At 60.2% G+C, this 14,659-nt stretch carries 12 protein-coding genes; 3 read left to right on the top strand and 9 right to left on the bottom strand.

Annotated elements, in window-relative coordinates; genetic code table 11:
- Positions 1-87 precede the first annotated feature (87 nt).
- Entirely contained in the window at positions 88-1,854 is a 1,767-nt protein-coding gene (gene aspS, locus BMY67_RS14320) for an aspartate--tRNA ligase (protein ID WP_092772739.1), read from the top strand.
- 223 nt (positions 1,855-2,077) lie between these two features.
- Positions 2,078-3,430 (top strand): OmpA family protein, encoded by a 1,353-nt coding sequence (locus tag BMY67_RS14315; protein ID WP_092772737.1) that lies wholly within the window; start codon positions 2,078-2,080, stop codon positions 3,428-3,430.
- A gap of 366 nt (positions 3,431-3,796) precedes the next feature.
- Here the strand turns inward: BMY67_RS14315 and BMY67_RS14310 are convergent, their stop codons facing one another.
- From BMY67_RS14310 to nuoK, 6 genes are all read right to left on the bottom strand, one after another.
- The gene (locus BMY67_RS14310; protein WP_092772735.1) at positions 3,797-4,903 is read right to left on the bottom strand and encodes a S41 family peptidase; all 1,107 of its coding nucleotides are present in this window, start codon (positions 4,901-4,903) and stop codon (positions 3,797-3,799) included.
- Positions 4,904-5,074: 171 nt separating this feature from the next.
- On the bottom strand, positions 5,075-6,484 hold the full coding sequence (locus BMY67_RS14305; RefSeq protein WP_092772733.1) for an NADH-quinone oxidoreductase subunit N: 1,410 nt from the start codon (positions 6,482-6,484) through the stop codon (positions 5,075-5,077).
- Positions 6,485-6,661: 177 nt separating this feature from the next.
- Complete coding sequence (locus BMY67_RS14300) at positions 6,662-8,149, bottom strand: complex I subunit 4 family protein (protein ID WP_092772731.1); 1,488 nt, start codon at positions 8,147-8,149, stop codon at positions 6,662-6,664.
- Positions 8,150-8,196: 47 nt separating this feature from the next.
- Positions 8,197-8,517 carry a hypothetical protein gene (locus tag BMY67_RS19040; RefSeq protein WP_143069838.1) on the bottom strand — a complete coding sequence of 107 codons (321 nt, stop codon included), beginning with the start codon at positions 8,515-8,517 and terminating at the stop codon, positions 8,197-8,199.
- Between the two features lie 3 nt (positions 8,518-8,520).
- Positions 8,521-10,476 carry an NADH-quinone oxidoreductase subunit L gene (gene nuoL / locus BMY67_RS14295; protein WP_092772729.1) on the bottom strand — a complete coding sequence of 652 codons (1,956 nt, stop codon included), beginning with the start codon at positions 10,474-10,476 and terminating at the stop codon, positions 8,521-8,523.
- 127 nt (positions 10,477-10,603) lie between these two features.
- Positions 10,604-10,936: an NADH-quinone oxidoreductase subunit NuoK gene (gene nuoK / locus BMY67_RS14290; protein ID WP_092772727.1), complete on the bottom strand. Its 333-nt coding sequence runs from the start codon at positions 10,934-10,936 to the stop codon at positions 10,604-10,606.
- 275 nt (positions 10,937-11,211) lie between these two features.
- Here nuoK and BMY67_RS14285 point away from each other — a divergent pair, with 275 nt between their 5' ends.
- Positions 11,212-11,673 carry a MaoC family dehydratase gene (locus BMY67_RS14285; protein ID WP_092772725.1) on the top strand — a complete coding sequence of 154 codons (462 nt, stop codon included), beginning with the start codon at positions 11,212-11,214 and terminating at the stop codon, positions 11,671-11,673.
- A 633-nt stretch (positions 11,674-12,306) separates the two neighbouring features.
- Here BMY67_RS14285 and BMY67_RS14275 read toward each other — a convergent pair.
- From BMY67_RS14275 to nuoH, 3 genes are all read right to left on the bottom strand, one after another.
- Positions 12,307-12,819, bottom strand: a complete 513-nt coding sequence (locus BMY67_RS14275) for an NADH-quinone oxidoreductase subunit J family protein (RefSeq protein ID WP_092772721.1) — start codon at positions 12,817-12,819, stop codon at positions 12,307-12,309.
- A 96-nt stretch (positions 12,820-12,915) separates the two neighbouring features.
- The gene (locus BMY67_RS14270; protein WP_092772720.1) at positions 12,916-13,479 is read right to left on the bottom strand and encodes a NuoI/complex I 23 kDa subunit family protein; all 564 of its coding nucleotides are present in this window, start codon (positions 13,477-13,479) and stop codon (positions 12,916-12,918) included.
- A gap of 58 nt (positions 13,480-13,537) precedes the next feature.
- Positions 13,538-14,617 carry an NADH-quinone oxidoreductase subunit NuoH gene (nuoH, locus tag BMY67_RS14265; RefSeq protein ID WP_092772718.1) on the bottom strand — a complete coding sequence of 360 codons (1,080 nt, stop codon included), beginning with the start codon at positions 14,615-14,617 and terminating at the stop codon, positions 13,538-13,540.
- Positions 14,618-14,659: the final 42 nt, after the last annotated feature.

Below are 14,659 nucleotides of genomic sequence, written 5' to 3'. Positions count from 1 at the left end.
GTTCTCTGCGTGCCTCTGCGTCATTCTCTGCGCGCCTCTGCGGGAAACGACGCCTTCCAAGTCGTATCTTCGCCAAAAATTAGATTTATGCTCCGGACCCACACCTGCGGCGAATTGCGCCCCGAACACATTGGCCAAACGGTTACGCTCTGCGGCTGGGTACAGCGCACCCGCGACAAAGGCGGCATTTTGTGGGTGGATTTGCGCGACCGGTACGGCCTGACCCAGCTGGCCCTTGAAGAAGGCGTGGAAACCGCCGAAGTGCGCGAACAGGCCCGCCAGCTGGGCCGCGAGTTCGTGCTCTGCGTGACCGGCACCGTAGCCGAGCGCCACTCCAAAAACGACAAAATGCCCACCGGCGGCATCGAAATCCGGGTGGAAAGCCTCGAAGTGCTCAACCCGGCCAAGCTGCCGCCCTTCCTGATTGAGGACGACACCGACGGCGGCGACGACCTGCGCCTGAAGTACCGCTACTTGGATTTGCGCCGCAACCCCGTTCGCCAGAACCTGATGCTGCGCCACCGCGTGGCCCAGGCTACCCGCCGCTTCCTCGACGGTCAGGACTTTATCGAAGTGGAAACGCCCGTGCTCATCAAAAGCACGCCCGAAGGCGCGCGCGACTTCGTGGTGCCCTCGCGCATGAACCCCGGCGAGTTCTACGCCCTGCCCCAGAGCCCCCAGACCTTCAAGCAGCTGCTCATGGTATCGGGCTTCGATAGGTATTTCCAGATTGTGAAGTGCTTCCGCGACGAAGACCTGCGCGCCGACCGCCAGCCCGAATTCACCCAGATCGACTGCGAAATGTCGTTCGTGGAGCAGGAGGACATCCTGAGCACCTTCGAGGGCCTGGTGCAGTACCTGTTTAAAGAGGTGAAAAACCTGGAAATCGGCCGGCTGCCCCGCATGACCTACGCCGACGCCATGCGCTTCTACGGCAACGACAAGCCCGACACGCGCTTCGAAATGAAGTTCGTGGAGTTGAACGACGTGGCCAAGGGCCACAACTTCCCGGTGTTCGAGGCCGCCGAGCTGGTGGTAGGCATCTGCGCCACCGGGGCCGCCAGCTACACCCGCAAGCAGCTCGACGAGCTGACCGAGTACGTCAAGCGCCCCCAGATTGGGGCCACCGGCCTCGTGTACGCCCGCGTCGAAGCTGATGGCAACGTGAAGTCGTCGGTCGATAAGTTCTACGACCAGGAGGCGCTGCAACGGTGGAAAGCCGCCTTCAACGCCCAGCCCGGCGACCTGCTGCTGCTGCTGGCCGGCCCGGCTGACAAAACACGCAAGGCTCTCTCGGAACTGCGCCTCGAAATGGGCCAGCGCCTCGGCCTGCGCGACAAAGACACGTTTTCGGCGCTGTGGGTGGTCGATTTCCCGCTGCTCGAATACCTGGAGGAGGAAGGCCGTTACTTCGCCATGCACCACCCCTTCACCTCGCCCAAGCCCGAGGACATGGCCCTGCTCGACAACCCCGAAACCATCGGCCAGGCCCGCGCCAACGCCTACGATATGGTGATAAACGGCGTGGAAGTAGGGGGCGGCTCCATCCGCATCCACGACCGCGCCGTGCAGGCCCGCATGTTCAACCTGCTCGGTTTCTCGGATGCGGAAGCCCAGGCCCAGTTCGGCTTCCTGCTCGATGCCTTCGAGTACGGCGCCCCGCCCCACGGCGGCATCGCCTTCGGCTTCGACCGCCTCTGTAGCCTCTTCGGCGGCGCCGACTCCATCCGCGACTTCATTGCCTTCCCCAAAAACAACTCGGGGCGTGATGTGATGATTGACTCGCCCTCGCCGATTTCGGAGGCGCAGTTGAAGGAGCTGAGCATCAGGACGGACGTAACGGCTGGAAAATAAGCAAGCCCGGTTTTCGAAAACCACCACGGCGGCCTCTGAGGAATCAGGGGCCGCCGTGGTAGTTTAGCAGTAGATGTTATGGCAGTTGCAGCCGGTGTTGCGGCCGCTTGGCGGACTGCCGAGAGAGTTTGGGGATATGTAGGGAAAATAAATAGCGGTTTGGCTATACGCCGGTAAAAATATGCCGTAAGCGTTTTCATCTCTCACCCAACTCCCTAATCCCATGAGCCAGAATATCTTTGAGAACGTCCAGGACTTTTTCGGCGGCGACACCATGCGCCAGACCAGCGAGTCGCTGGGCGAAAGTGAAAGCAACGTTAGCAGCGCCCTGCGCAGCGTGGTGCCCCTGGTGCTGGGCGGCCTGTTCAGCCGGGCGCAGCAGCCGGGCGGCACTTCCGAACTGTTCGGCATGGCTCAGCAGGCCCACAGCAGCGGCATCCTGAGCAACCTGGGCGGCCTGCTCGGTGGCCTGACGGGGGCCAGCACCGCCACTCCGGGCGCCGACCAAAGCCTGCTCAGCAAGGGTTCCGACCTGCTGCAATCCATCTTCGGCAACCAATATACCCCGGCCGTGGAGGGCGTGAGCCAGCAGGCCAACGTCAGCTCGTCGCTGGTGGGCAACCTGATGCGCATGGCCGTGCCCGTGGTGCTGGGCCTGCTGGGCAAGCACGCCGCCACCAACAACCTTGACGCCAACGGCTTCGGTAGCTACCTGAGCGGCCAGCGCAGCAACGTGATGAGCGCCATGGGCAACCTGCCAAGCGGCCTGGGTGCCATCCTGTCGGGCCTGGGCGCCACCGGCCTGGGCAGCACCATCAGCAACGCCAAGGCCCAGGTGGCCGAAACGGCAGCGTCGGCCGGCACTACGGCGGCCCGCGCCACCGCGCCAGTGGCTGCCGCGCCCAGCCGCTGGCCCTGGCTGCTGCTGCTGGTAGCGGCCCTGGCGGCGGTGTGGTACTTTATGCGCAGCTGCGACAAAACGCCCGACGCGGCTATGCCAACGACCACCGAAATGCCCGCCGCCGACAACAACGTGGCCGCTGCCCCGGCACCGATGGCCGCTACCGGCCGCTACGACGACGCCACCGGCAACTACGTGTACGATGTGGGCGCGCTGAGCGACATTAGCCTGCCCGACGGCACCAGCATCAACGTAGGAGCCAACTCGGTGGAAAGCCGCCTGTTCAACTTCCTCAACGATGCCAACGCCACGGTCAGCGACGACAAAACCCAGGGCTGGATGAGCCTCGACCGGGTGTATTTTGAAACCGGCAAAGCCAACCTCACGGCCGAGTCGCAGGCCCAGCTGCGCAACATCGCCGCCATTATGAAAGCCTTCCCCGGTTCGGCCATCAAGTTTGGCGGTTACACCGACAACGTAGGCAAGGCTGATACGAACCTCACCCTCAGCGCCGACCGGGCCAATGCCGCCCGCAAAATGCTCATGGACAATGGCGTAGATGCCGGCCGCGTGGCCGCCGAGGGCTACGGCCAGGAGCACCCGCTCACCACCAACGACACCCCCGAAGGCCGGGCCCAGAACCGCCGGGTCGATGTGCGGGTAACCAAGAAGTAATCTGCTCCTCAGTAAAAAGAAGTGCCGACCCAGTCATTGGGTCGGCGCTTCTTTTCTGTGGTTATCGACCGGGTAGCCCGTCCCAATCAACAGGAAGAAGACTACCCGACTGCCTGGACACCGGTTTTCAGGTCATTATACAGCTGGTGGGGCCGGCCGGCAGTAGCGCGAACTTGGTCGTTCGTGCCCCTGCGCTGTTCGGGCAGCCCTACCGGTGCAAGGACGCGAACTACCAAGTTCGCGCTACATGTACAACTACCTGAAAACGGCTCTACAGCAATTGTCAGGTTGCGGTATAGGATGTAGAGACGCAAGAGGTTGCGTCTCTACATCCTGCTTATGAACTCGAAATTTGCTCCAGGTTACTCACCGCCGGATTTGCTGGCGGGCTATTTCCAGCGCCCTGCTTAACACCGGGTCGTGGCCCTGGCTCAGGGCGGCGGGGGTGTTTTCTACGGCTATGTTCGGCTGTACGCCTACATCTTCCAATAGCTGCCCGGGGGGCGTGGTGTAGCGCTGGTTGGAAAGCGTAACGTCGAGGCCGTTGGGCAGATGCACGGCGTACATATCGGAGAGCATGCCCTTGGTGGCAGTGCCCACCAGGGTTACTGCCGGCCGTTGGGCCAGGGAAAGCGTCAGGTCCTCGGCGGCGCTGGCCGTCTGGTCGGAGGTCAGGAGTACCAGTGAGCCGAGAAAGCGCGGGCCTTCAGAAGGAGTTACGTAGATGGGTTCGGAGGCCGTGAACTGCTGGTAGCCGCCGGGCTGGCGTAGCGCTTTGTAGTTAGCCAGGTAGCGTGCCGGGGCAAAATGACCGGCCAGCGCCACGCCACTGTGGCCGCCGCCGTTGTCGCGCAAATCCAGCAGCAGCACCTGGCAGCCGGCCAGCTGCCCGAGGGCTTTGGCGAACAGCCTCTCCAGCTTCTGGTGGTCGGCTTGCTCCTGCTCCTCGGTGCCAATGGCACCGGTAATATCGGCGAAGCTGCGGCTGAGGTGCAGGTAGCCGATGGGGCCATTACGGCTGACGTAGAGCAACTGCTTGTCTTTGATCTGCGGGCCGCTGGCTTTAATAGGGGAGAAGCTGGCCGCCCGCAGCTGTGCGTAGGCCACCTGCCAGAACGCCGGCTGCACCGCCCGAAAGTGCTGCTTGAACGAGTTGCGGGCACTCTCGCCCTTGAACAGAATGGTTTCTCCGCGGGAGATGGAAATGTGTCCATCGCGCAGCGGCGCCACCATGCGGCCAAACACGGCTACCAACGAATCCGGCGGTGTCTGGGCCGTTACCTGCGGGCGAAACACGCGGTAGGTGGAATCCCAGTCTACTTTTTTGAGGGGAAAGAAAGCGTAGTTGTCGCGGAAAGCCTGCCAGAAAAGCTCAAAGCTTTGCTCGGGCAAACTGAGCGGAGCCGGTGTTTGGGCGTTGCCGGCCAGCGAGAGGCTCAGCAGCGTGGCCGTCAGTATAGCAGGTAGTTTCATTGGCAGAAGCTGTAGAGACGCATATTCGCGTCTCGGCGTTGAACGGCGCCGCTTGTGATATGCGGTTCCGTTCGTTCAACGCCGAGACGCAAATATGCGTCTCTACAGCCGTAAAGCGAAACGCCCCTACCAACTGGCAGGGGCGCTTCAAAACCAACGTGATACCTCGTGCTACAGTACCCCGGCCAGCAGGCCCGGCAGCACGCCCAGCAGCACCGTCAGCAGCGCCAGCACCAGCAGCGCGCCCGACTGGAAGGTGGTCACCGGCACGGGCACGGCAGTTTCTTCGTCGGCGTCGCGCATGTACATCGCGATGATGGGGCGCAGGTAGTAGTAGATGCTCACCATCGACATAACGACGGCGAAGACTACGAGGCCGATGTAGCCGTTTTCGACGGCGGCCATGAACACGAAGAACTTGCCGAAGAAGCCGCCCGTGAGCGGAATGCCGGCCAGGCTCAGCATGGAAATCGTAAGGCAGAAGGCCAGCAGCGGATTGGTTTTGGCCAGGCCGTTGAAGCCGGCGTAATCCTCGCGGTGGCGGGCATCGGCTACCAGCTTCAGCACCGCAAAAGCGGTTACCGTGGCCACCGAGTAGGCCAATAAGTAGAACATAATGCCATTAGCCGTAGGACCTTCGAGCGCGCCATTGAAGGCCACCAGGGCCACCAGCAGGTAGCCGGCGTGCGAGATGCTGGAGTAGGCCAGCATGCGCTTGACGCTGGTCTGGGCCACGGCGCCCACGTTGCCCACCAGCAGCGTGAGTACGCACATAGCCGTGAGCGTAGGCAGCCACACGCCCTGGGCCGAAGCAGCCGGGAAGGCCTGCACCAGCAGCTTCAGCCAGGCGGCAAAACCGGCCACCTTCACGACAGTGCTCATGAAGGCCGTGAAGAACGTCGGCGTGCCCTCGTACACGTCGGGCGTCCAGAAGTGGAACGGCGCGGCACCGACTTTGAAGGCCATGCCCAGCAGCATCAGCAGCATGCCGATGTAGAGCATGGGCCGCAGGGTGGCATTAACGGGGTTCTGGGCCGCGAAGCTGATGCTGCTCAGCTCGAAGGTGCCGGTGGCGCCGTACACCAGGGCCATGCCGAAGAGCAGGATGCCGGTGAAGAAAGCACCCATCAGGAAGTACTTCAGGGCCGCCTCGTTCGAGCGCACGTTGCGCTTGTCGGACCCCGCCAGCACGTACATGGCCACGCTCAGGATTTCAATGCCCAGAAACAGCATCAGCAGGTGGTTGTAGCTCACCAGCATGATGGCGCCCACCATCGAAAACAGCAGCAGCGAGTAGTACTCGGCCAGGTTAGCCTCCTCGTCGAGCACGTACTTCTGCGAGAAGGGCACGAGCACCAGCGCCGTCAGGAGCACGATGCCGGTGAAGGCCACCGAGAAGTTGTCGATGGTGAGCATGCCGCTGAAAAACGACTGCGGGCCCTGGTTCCAGTCGAGGAAGTTCACCGTCAGCACCAGGCCCAGGATGAGCATCATCACGGGCAGCAGCAGCCGGTTGGAGCGGCGGAAACCCAGAAACAGGTTGCCCAGGCCCAAAGCAGAAAGCAGAATGATTGAATTCATATCATCGGGACCCCACCCCCCGGCCCCCTCCCCGGTGGGGAGGGGGAGCCAGACGAAGGCGAACGGGGCTCTTTTTTGAAGCTACGGGTTTTAAGCTCTCAACCGGCAAACCGATACTATAAGCTAGAAAACTAAAAACTAGAGCCCCTCCCCCGGAGGGGAGGGGTTGGGGTGGGGTCAGCGTTTCACCACTTCCCCCAGAATCCCCAGCACGCTGCCTTCCGACAGGTGCAGGAACATATTAGGGAACACGCCAATCCAGAACACGAGCACGATGAGCGGCACGAGCACGGCCAGCTCGGCCCCGCTCAGGTCGGTGAAGGTGGCCGAGTGGGCCGAATCGGGGCCGAGCATGACGCGCTGGAACATGCGGAGCAGGTACACGGCGCTCAGAATGATGGTGAGGCCGGCCACCGCGCCCAGCCAGGCGTTGTGCTGGTAGACGCCGGCCAGCAGCAGAAACTCGCCCACGAAACCGTTGGTGAGCGGCAGCGCCACCGTACCCAGCAGCAGCACCAGAAAGCACACCGTGAGCACCGGGGCCTGGCGGGTAAGCCCCCCCAAATCAGCAATATTACGGGTGCCGGTGCGGCGCTCAATGGCGTCGGCAATGAAGAACAAGCCGACTACGTTGATGCCGTGGGCCAGCATCTGGATGCTGGCACCCTGGAGGCCGAGCTGGGTGAGCGAGAACACGCCGGCAATCATCAAACCCACGTGCGAGAGCGAGGAGAAGGCGATGAGCCGCTTCATGTCGGGCTGGCGGATGGCGATGATGGCCCCGTAGATGATGCCGATGACGGCCAGAATCAGAATCAGGTTCTGCCAGTAATCTACCCCCAGGGGCACGACGGGCAGCAGCCAGCGCATGCAGCCGTAGATGCCCATTTTCAGCATGATGCCGGCCAGCAGCATGGTAGCCGGGGCGGGGGCATCGGTGTAGGTATCGGGCTGCCAGGTGTGGAAGGGGAAGAGGGGCATCTTCACGGCGAAGGCCGCGAAAATCAGCCAGAACACCCACAGCTGGGTTTCGGCGGGCAGGTTGAGGTTGTAGAAGGCGCTGAGCGAGGCGTTGTGGGCCGACAGGCCATCGACCGTGGGGCCGGTCTGGAAGTACAGGTACACGAAGCCGGCCAGCATAAACAGCGAGCCGATGATGGTGTAGAGGAAAAACTTGAAGGTGATGCGCGCCCGCTCGACCCCGCCCCACACGCCGGCCAGGAAGTAAATCGGAATCAGGGCCACCTCCCACATAAAGTAGAACAGGAAGGCATCCTGGGCCGTGAACACGCCAATCAGGCCGGTCTGCATGAACAGCACCAGCGCGTAAAACACCGACTCGTTCTCAAAATTGCGGCGGAAGGCGCTGAGCAGAATGATGGGCACCAGCAGCGTGGTGAGCAGCACCAGCAGCAAACTGAGCCCATCCATGCCCACGTGGAAGCTGATGCCGGCCGAGGGAATCCAGCTGTAGTTGGCCTCGAACTTGGGACTGATGTCGCCGCCTTGGGTCAGGTTGGCACCGGAGAGGCCGGCGGCGTACAGGGCCAGCGCAAATTCGAGAAGGGCCGCGCCCAGCGCCGCCACCCGCGCCGACTTCCCCTTGAAGAAGTGCAGCAGCAGGGCAGCCGTTACGGGCCAGAGTAGAAGAAGGACAGTCAGCATCAGTAAATGAGAGTTTCCCTAAAGAATGTCAAAGGCGAAAGGTCTGCCTATTTTATTCGGATAAATGTTGTACCCATTGGAGTAACTAATAACTTGTCTTCATTTCTTATATACATAATATGCATGTTTCTTTCGGTCTGTGATTCTACCAATAAGCAATTACACTTCTCGTCAAAAAAAGCAGGCATAAGATTCATTCCAGGGTAGTTAATTATATAATTATCATCCCCTTCAACTATTGTCATCTTGCTATCTGAGCCAATAATATTATCCTTTTTCCACGCTCCAATATATTTTTCCTTATTAGAACAAGAAGAAATGAGTAGGATGAAAAATGCCGCAAATGATAGTTTGTTAAGGGAATACATAATCTAAAACTTCCCGAAGTTCAGCGCCATGACCAGCACGATGGCTACGACCATCAGCAGGAGGTAGACTTCTACGGAGCCGGTTTGCACGGCGCGGAGCAGCTGCCCGCCGCCGAGCGTTACGCGGCCGAAACCGTTGACGATGGGGTCGATGACGCCGTTTTCGACGAAGCGGTAGAGGCCGCGCGAGAGCCACATGACGGGGCGCACCAGCAAGGCGTTGTACAACTCGTCGATGTAGTACTTGTGGTACACCAGGTTGTCGAGGAAGCCGCGGGGCGCATCTTCCTCGGCCGGGCGCACGCCGCGGCTCACGTACATCACGTAGGCGAAGACGATGCCCAGCACACCCGCACCCACCGAGAGGCCGATGAGCATTAGTTCGGTGCCGTGGTCAACGGCCAACTCGAAAGCGGCCGGGTTAATCTTCTGCGAGTAGGTGAACAGCGGCGCGAGGTAGTTGGAGAGGTAGGCGTTGTCCTCGCCCAGGAAGAAGGGCGCGTTCATAAAGCCCCCCACGGCCGCCAGGATGGCCAGCACGATGAGCGGCAGCGTCATAGAGGCGGGCGACTCGTGCAGGTGCTGGCGCTGCTGCTCGGTGCCCCGGAACTCGCCGAAGAACGTGAGAAACAGCAGCCGGAACATGTAGAAGGCCGTCAGGAACGCCGTGAACAAGCCCACGCCGTAGAGCACTTTGCTATGCTGAAAGGCGTGGAGCAGGATTTCATCCTTGGAGAAGAAGCCCGCGAAGGGCGGGATGCCGGCAATGGCCAGGCAGCCCACCAGAAAGGTGATGAACGTGATGGGCAGGGTCTTGCGCAAGCCGCCCATGCGGCGCATGTCCTGCTCGTTGCTCATGGCATGAATCACGGAGCCCGCGCCCAGGAACATCAGAGCCTTGAAGAAGGCGTGGGTGAGCACGTGGAACAGCGAAGTGCTGTAGCCCAGCACGCCCAGCGCCAGAAACATATAGCCCAGCTGCGAGACGGTGGAGTAGGCCAGCACCTTCTTGATGTCGTTCTGCGCCAGTCCGATGGTGGCCGCAAACAACGCCGTAGCCGCGCCGATAATGGCAATAACTTCGAGCGTATCGGGGGCCAGGGTGAAGAGCACGTTGGCCCGGAGAATCATGTAGATGCCCGCCGTAACCATCGTGGCGGCGTGAATCAGGGCCGAAACGGGGGTGGGACCGGCCATGGCATCAGGCAGCCAAGTGTAGAGCGGCAGCTGCGCCGACTTGCCGGTGGCGCCCACGAACAGCAGCAGCGTAATGACGGTAACCACGCCCGGCCCGTAGGTGCCGAACTGGCCCAGGGCGGCCTTCTGGAACACCTCGCCGAACTGCACCGAGTTGAAGGTGAGGTATATCAGGAAGATGCCGAGCAGAAAGCCCAGGTCGCCGACGCGGTTGATGATGAAGGCCTTTTTGGCGGCGTTGTTGTAGGCGGTGTTCTTGTTCCAGAAGCCGATGAGCAGGTAGGAGCACAGCCCCACGCCTTCCCAGCCGATGAACAGAATCAGGAAGTTGGAGCCGAGCACCAGCACCAGCATCGAAAACACGAACAGGTTCAGGAAGCTGAAAAACTTGCCCACGTTCTCGTCGTGAGCCATGTAGCCGATGCTGTACACGTGAATCAGGAAGCCCACGCCCGTAACCAGCAGCAGCATAATCAAGCTCAGCTGGTCAATCTGGTAGCTGAACGGAATCTGCATGGTGCCCACCGAAATCCAGTCGAACAGCGGCACGGTGTACTGGTACTGAAAATTCAGGAACAGAAACACCGAAATGGCGAACGAGCCCAGCACGGCGGCCGAGCCAATCAGGCCCGCCACCGTAGCCGAGAGCCGGCGGTTGAGCAGGCCGTTAAGCAGGAAGCCCAGAAACGGCAGCAGCGGAATCAGCACGTACAGCAGCGTCGGGTACGGGGCGCCGGCGGCGGGTAGAACGGTTTCTTGCATGGTGTGGTGGCTGAGCCCCACCCCAACCCCTCCCCTGCGGGGGAGGAGCTTTAATTTCTAGTTTTCTAGTTATTCTAGAAGCTAAAAGTTAAAGCCCCTCCCCCGCAGGGGAGGGGTTGGGGTGGGACTAGAACTTAAGGCGACTCAAAAGATTTACGTCGGTGCTCTGGATGTTGCGGTAAATCATCACGATGATGGCCAGGCCCACAGCCACTTCGGCAGCGGCCACGGCCATGATGAAGAACACGAACACCTGCCCGTTGGGGTCGGCGCGGAAGGCCGAAAAGGCCGTCAGCAGCACGTTCACGGCGTTGAGCATCAGCTCGACACTCATGAAGATGATGATGGCGTTGCGCCGGGTAAGCACGCCCAGCACGCCGATGCTGAAGAGGGCGGTGGCGAAGAAGACGTAGTACTGGAGGGGAACCGTCTGGATAACCTGCGGTATGTTCTGGTCCATGCGGAGGGGCTAACGGCAAGCAAAGGCCCCGGCGGCGAGCCAACCGGGGCAATGGAGGGCAAAGGTATCCTGAAAATCGGAAAAGGCCACTGTTTAGGCGGGTTCTTTGGGCCGTGTTACTCTTTGTTATGCGGTGCGGCCGCAACGAGCCGCCCCGAAGCGCCGGCGTAACAGCCGTGCTGCGGGGCGCCGGCCCGCGCCGGGGAGCCGGAGGCACTGGCGCTTCGGGCCCGAAACTGTATCTTCGGGCCTCTCTTCCCCGTTTACCTTTTCCTATGAGCATTACCATTGGCAGCCTGGCCGAGCTTCAGCAGCACGAGGGCCAGGAGCTGGGCATCACGCCCTGGCACACCATCACCCAGGAGCAAATCAACCAGTTCGCCGCCGCCACCCTCGACTTCCAGTGGATTCACACCGACCCCGAGCGGGCCGCGGCCGAGTCGCCGTTCGGCGGCACCATTGCCCACGGCTACCTCACGCTGTCGCTCTTGCCCTACTTCTGGAACCAGCTGGTGCAGGTAGAAAACCTGAAGATGCAGGTGAACTACGAAATCAGTGAATTCCGCTTCAACCAGGCCGTGCTCGTGAACACACCCGTGCGCCTGCACGCCACGCTGCTGGCCGTAAAGGACCTGCGCGGCATTGCCAAGGCCAACATCGGCGTGAAAATGGAAATCGAAGGCAACAAGAAGCCCGCCTATACCGGCGTTATCACCTTCCTCTACCACTTCGAGTAGGGGCGGCTGGTCATTGTCAGTTGAGCCAGAATAAAGGCAGCAGCGGCATCTGAGAAATCAGGTGCCGCTGCTGCCTTTATTCTGGGATGGTGCCTTGCCGCCACTCCGCAACTGTAACATGATTGTTCCAATAGAAGTAACCGGTCTGAAAGTGAATTATTTGCTCCAGCCAATATACGCCCTCTATACCTTCATATACACCACCCAATGATAGTATTTGGCCAGAGTAAGTTGTACTGAACTTATTGAGGCTTATCAGGCTGAAGGCTGTTTCAACATCTGTGGGAACGTGCAGTTGTGGCGGGCCTACGGCTTGGCCCGGACCAAGCGTATCTTGGTGTTTTAGGAATACCTCGGATGTTACTCCAGACAGAAGTAGGTAGCACTCGCCAACAACTATGTCTATAGGGTAGAAATCTTTCTCGTAGTCCTGAATCTTAGCCCAGTCGAAGTGTAATGTCAGTTCATTAGAATTGCGACTTGTATTCTCGATAGATGAGTCGTGAAAACTGATTCGGCCCAAATCGGTGGTTATAGTATGCATCGTACTTTCTTACTTGTTAGACATAAAAAACGCGGCGGCTGAAGAATCAGCCGCCGCGTTTTTTATTTGCTGAACTCAGCAGAGAAACGCTAGAAGTTTCGTTCGCCGGTTTCGCGCTTGCCGAGCATCACGGCGCCTACCATCGCTATCAGGAACAGCACCGAGGCCAGCTCAAAGGGCAGCAGGAAGTCGGTGTAGAGCTTGAGGCCGAGTTGGTCGACCATGCCGATTTGCGAGTTGAAGGGCGTGCCAGTGGCAACGCCGGTGGGCACGATATCCTTGAGGGCAGCCACCAGAATGAGCAGCAGCGAGCCGCCAGCCACGGCGGCGGCAATCCTGGCCAGGGCCGGCTTGTGGGGTTCCGTATCCACGTTCAGGTTCAGGAACATAATCACGAACAGGAACAGCACCATAATAGCGCCGGCGTACACGATGATGTTGACGGCCGCCAGAAACTGCGCATTCAGCAGCAGGTAGTGGCCCGAGAGCGAGAAGAATGTCAGAATCAGGAACAGCACGCTGTGCACCGGGTTCTTGGCGAAAACCACGCCCAGCGCGCTCAGCAGCGCCACGAACGAAAGGAAGAGGAATAAGGGATGCATTGGTGGTTGTCAGTTTTTGGTTGGCAGTTGTTAGTGATGATTTAGCAGTCAAGAGTAGTCCGTTAGGGCTAGCAACTGACAACTAAAAACGAACAACTATACAATGCGCGCCCGCAGCTTATCGGCTTGCTCGGGCGTGAGCTGGATGCCCTTTACACTTCGCTCGTCGGGCGACACGGGCTCGACAAGGCGGTCCTTGCCGTACACGAACTCGTCGCGCTCGTAGCGCGGCGGCGCCATTTTGTCGGGCTGGAGGTAGATGGCGGCTTTGGGGCAGGCTTCCTCGCACAGGCCGCAGAAGATGCACCGCAGCATGTTGATTTCGTAGCTGATGGCGTACTTCTCCTCGCGGTAGAGGCCCTCTTCGCCCTTTTTCCGCTCGCCGGCCACCATGGTAATGGCTTCGGCGGGGCACGATACGGCGCACAGGCCGCAGGCGGTGCACCGCTCGCGGCCCAGCTCGTCGCGCTTGAGCACGTGCAGGCCCCGGAAGAAGCCCGAGAATGGCCGCACCTCTTCGGGGTAGCGCACGGTGGCCTTCTTCATGAAGAAGTGGCGCATCGTGATGCTCAGGCCCTGGAAGATGGCCGGCAGGTAGGCCCGCTCGGCCAGCGTCATCGGCTTCTTTTCTAATACCTTGGCTCGGTTGGTGAGTTGCATGCTATGGAGTCCTTCTGCCGGTCTGAGCGCGCTCAGACCGGCAAAGTGAGTGGAGTTGTTAAATCACCCCGAACAGGATGAGGGCGCCGGTGAGCACGATGTTGAACACGGCCAGCGGGATGAGAATGGTCCAGCCCAGGCGCATCAGCTGGTCGTAGCGGAAGCGCGGCAGGGTCCAGCGCACCCACATGAAGAAGAAGATAAAGGCAAAAATCTTCAGGAAGATGCCCACCGTGCCCAGCAGCGTAATCAGGTTCTGGGCCGAGTTCAGCTCCCAGCCCTGGCTGTTCACGAACCAGTCGCGCAATTCGTACTGGAAGGGGAAGTTGAAGCCGCCGAAGTACAGCACGCTCATCACGGCCGATACCACGAAGATGTTCACGTACTCCGAAAACAGGTACAAGCCCAGCTTCATCGACGAATACTCGGTGTGGTAGCCGCCCACCAGCTCGGTTTCGCACTCGGGCAAATCGAAGGGGGTGCGGTTGGTTTCGGCGAAGGCGCAAACCAGGAAAATGAGGAAGCCGATGGGCTGCTTCACGATGTTCCACATCTGCCACTCGCCGGCTACCGACTGCTGCAAGGTGATTTCGCGCAGGCTCAGCGTGCCCGAAATCATGAGCACCGCAATCAGCGACATGCCCATGGCCAGCTCGTAGCTGATGTTCTGGGAAGCGGCCCGCACGGCGCCAAGCAGCGAGAACTTGTTGTTGGAGGCCCAGCCGCCAATCATCACCCCATAAACGCCCAGCGACACGACCCCAAAAATCCAGAGCATGCCGATGTTCACCTCAATGCCCTGCAAAAAGAAGGCGTTGTTGCCGAAGCTCATGGTGTTGCCGAACGGAATAACCGCCGACGACATCAGGGCCGTAATCATGGCCAGGCAGGGGCCCACCACGAACAGCACCTTGTTGGCGCCGCCGGGGAAGAACTCTTCCTTGGTGAACATCTTCACGGCATCGGCCAGCGGCTGCAGCAGGCCGTAAGGGCCGGCGCGGTCGGGGCCCACACGGTCCTGCAAAAAAGCCGCAATTACGCGCTCCGCATAGGTGCAGTAGGTTGCAATCAGCAGCGAAAGCGCGAAAACGACGAAGATGACGATGGATTGCCAGCCGAGAGCGGGTAGTTCAATCATTTGGATTAGTTGTCAGTTGTTGGTTGTCAGTTGTTAGTGCAG

It is taken from the genome of Hymenobacter actinosclerus, from assembly GCF_900111515.1.
GTDB lineage: Bacteria > Bacteroidota > Bacteroidia > Cytophagales > Hymenobacteraceae > Hymenobacter > Hymenobacter actinosclerus.
Note: the sequence above shows the minus strand (reverse complement) of the source record. Positions and strands in the feature narration are given on the sequence as shown.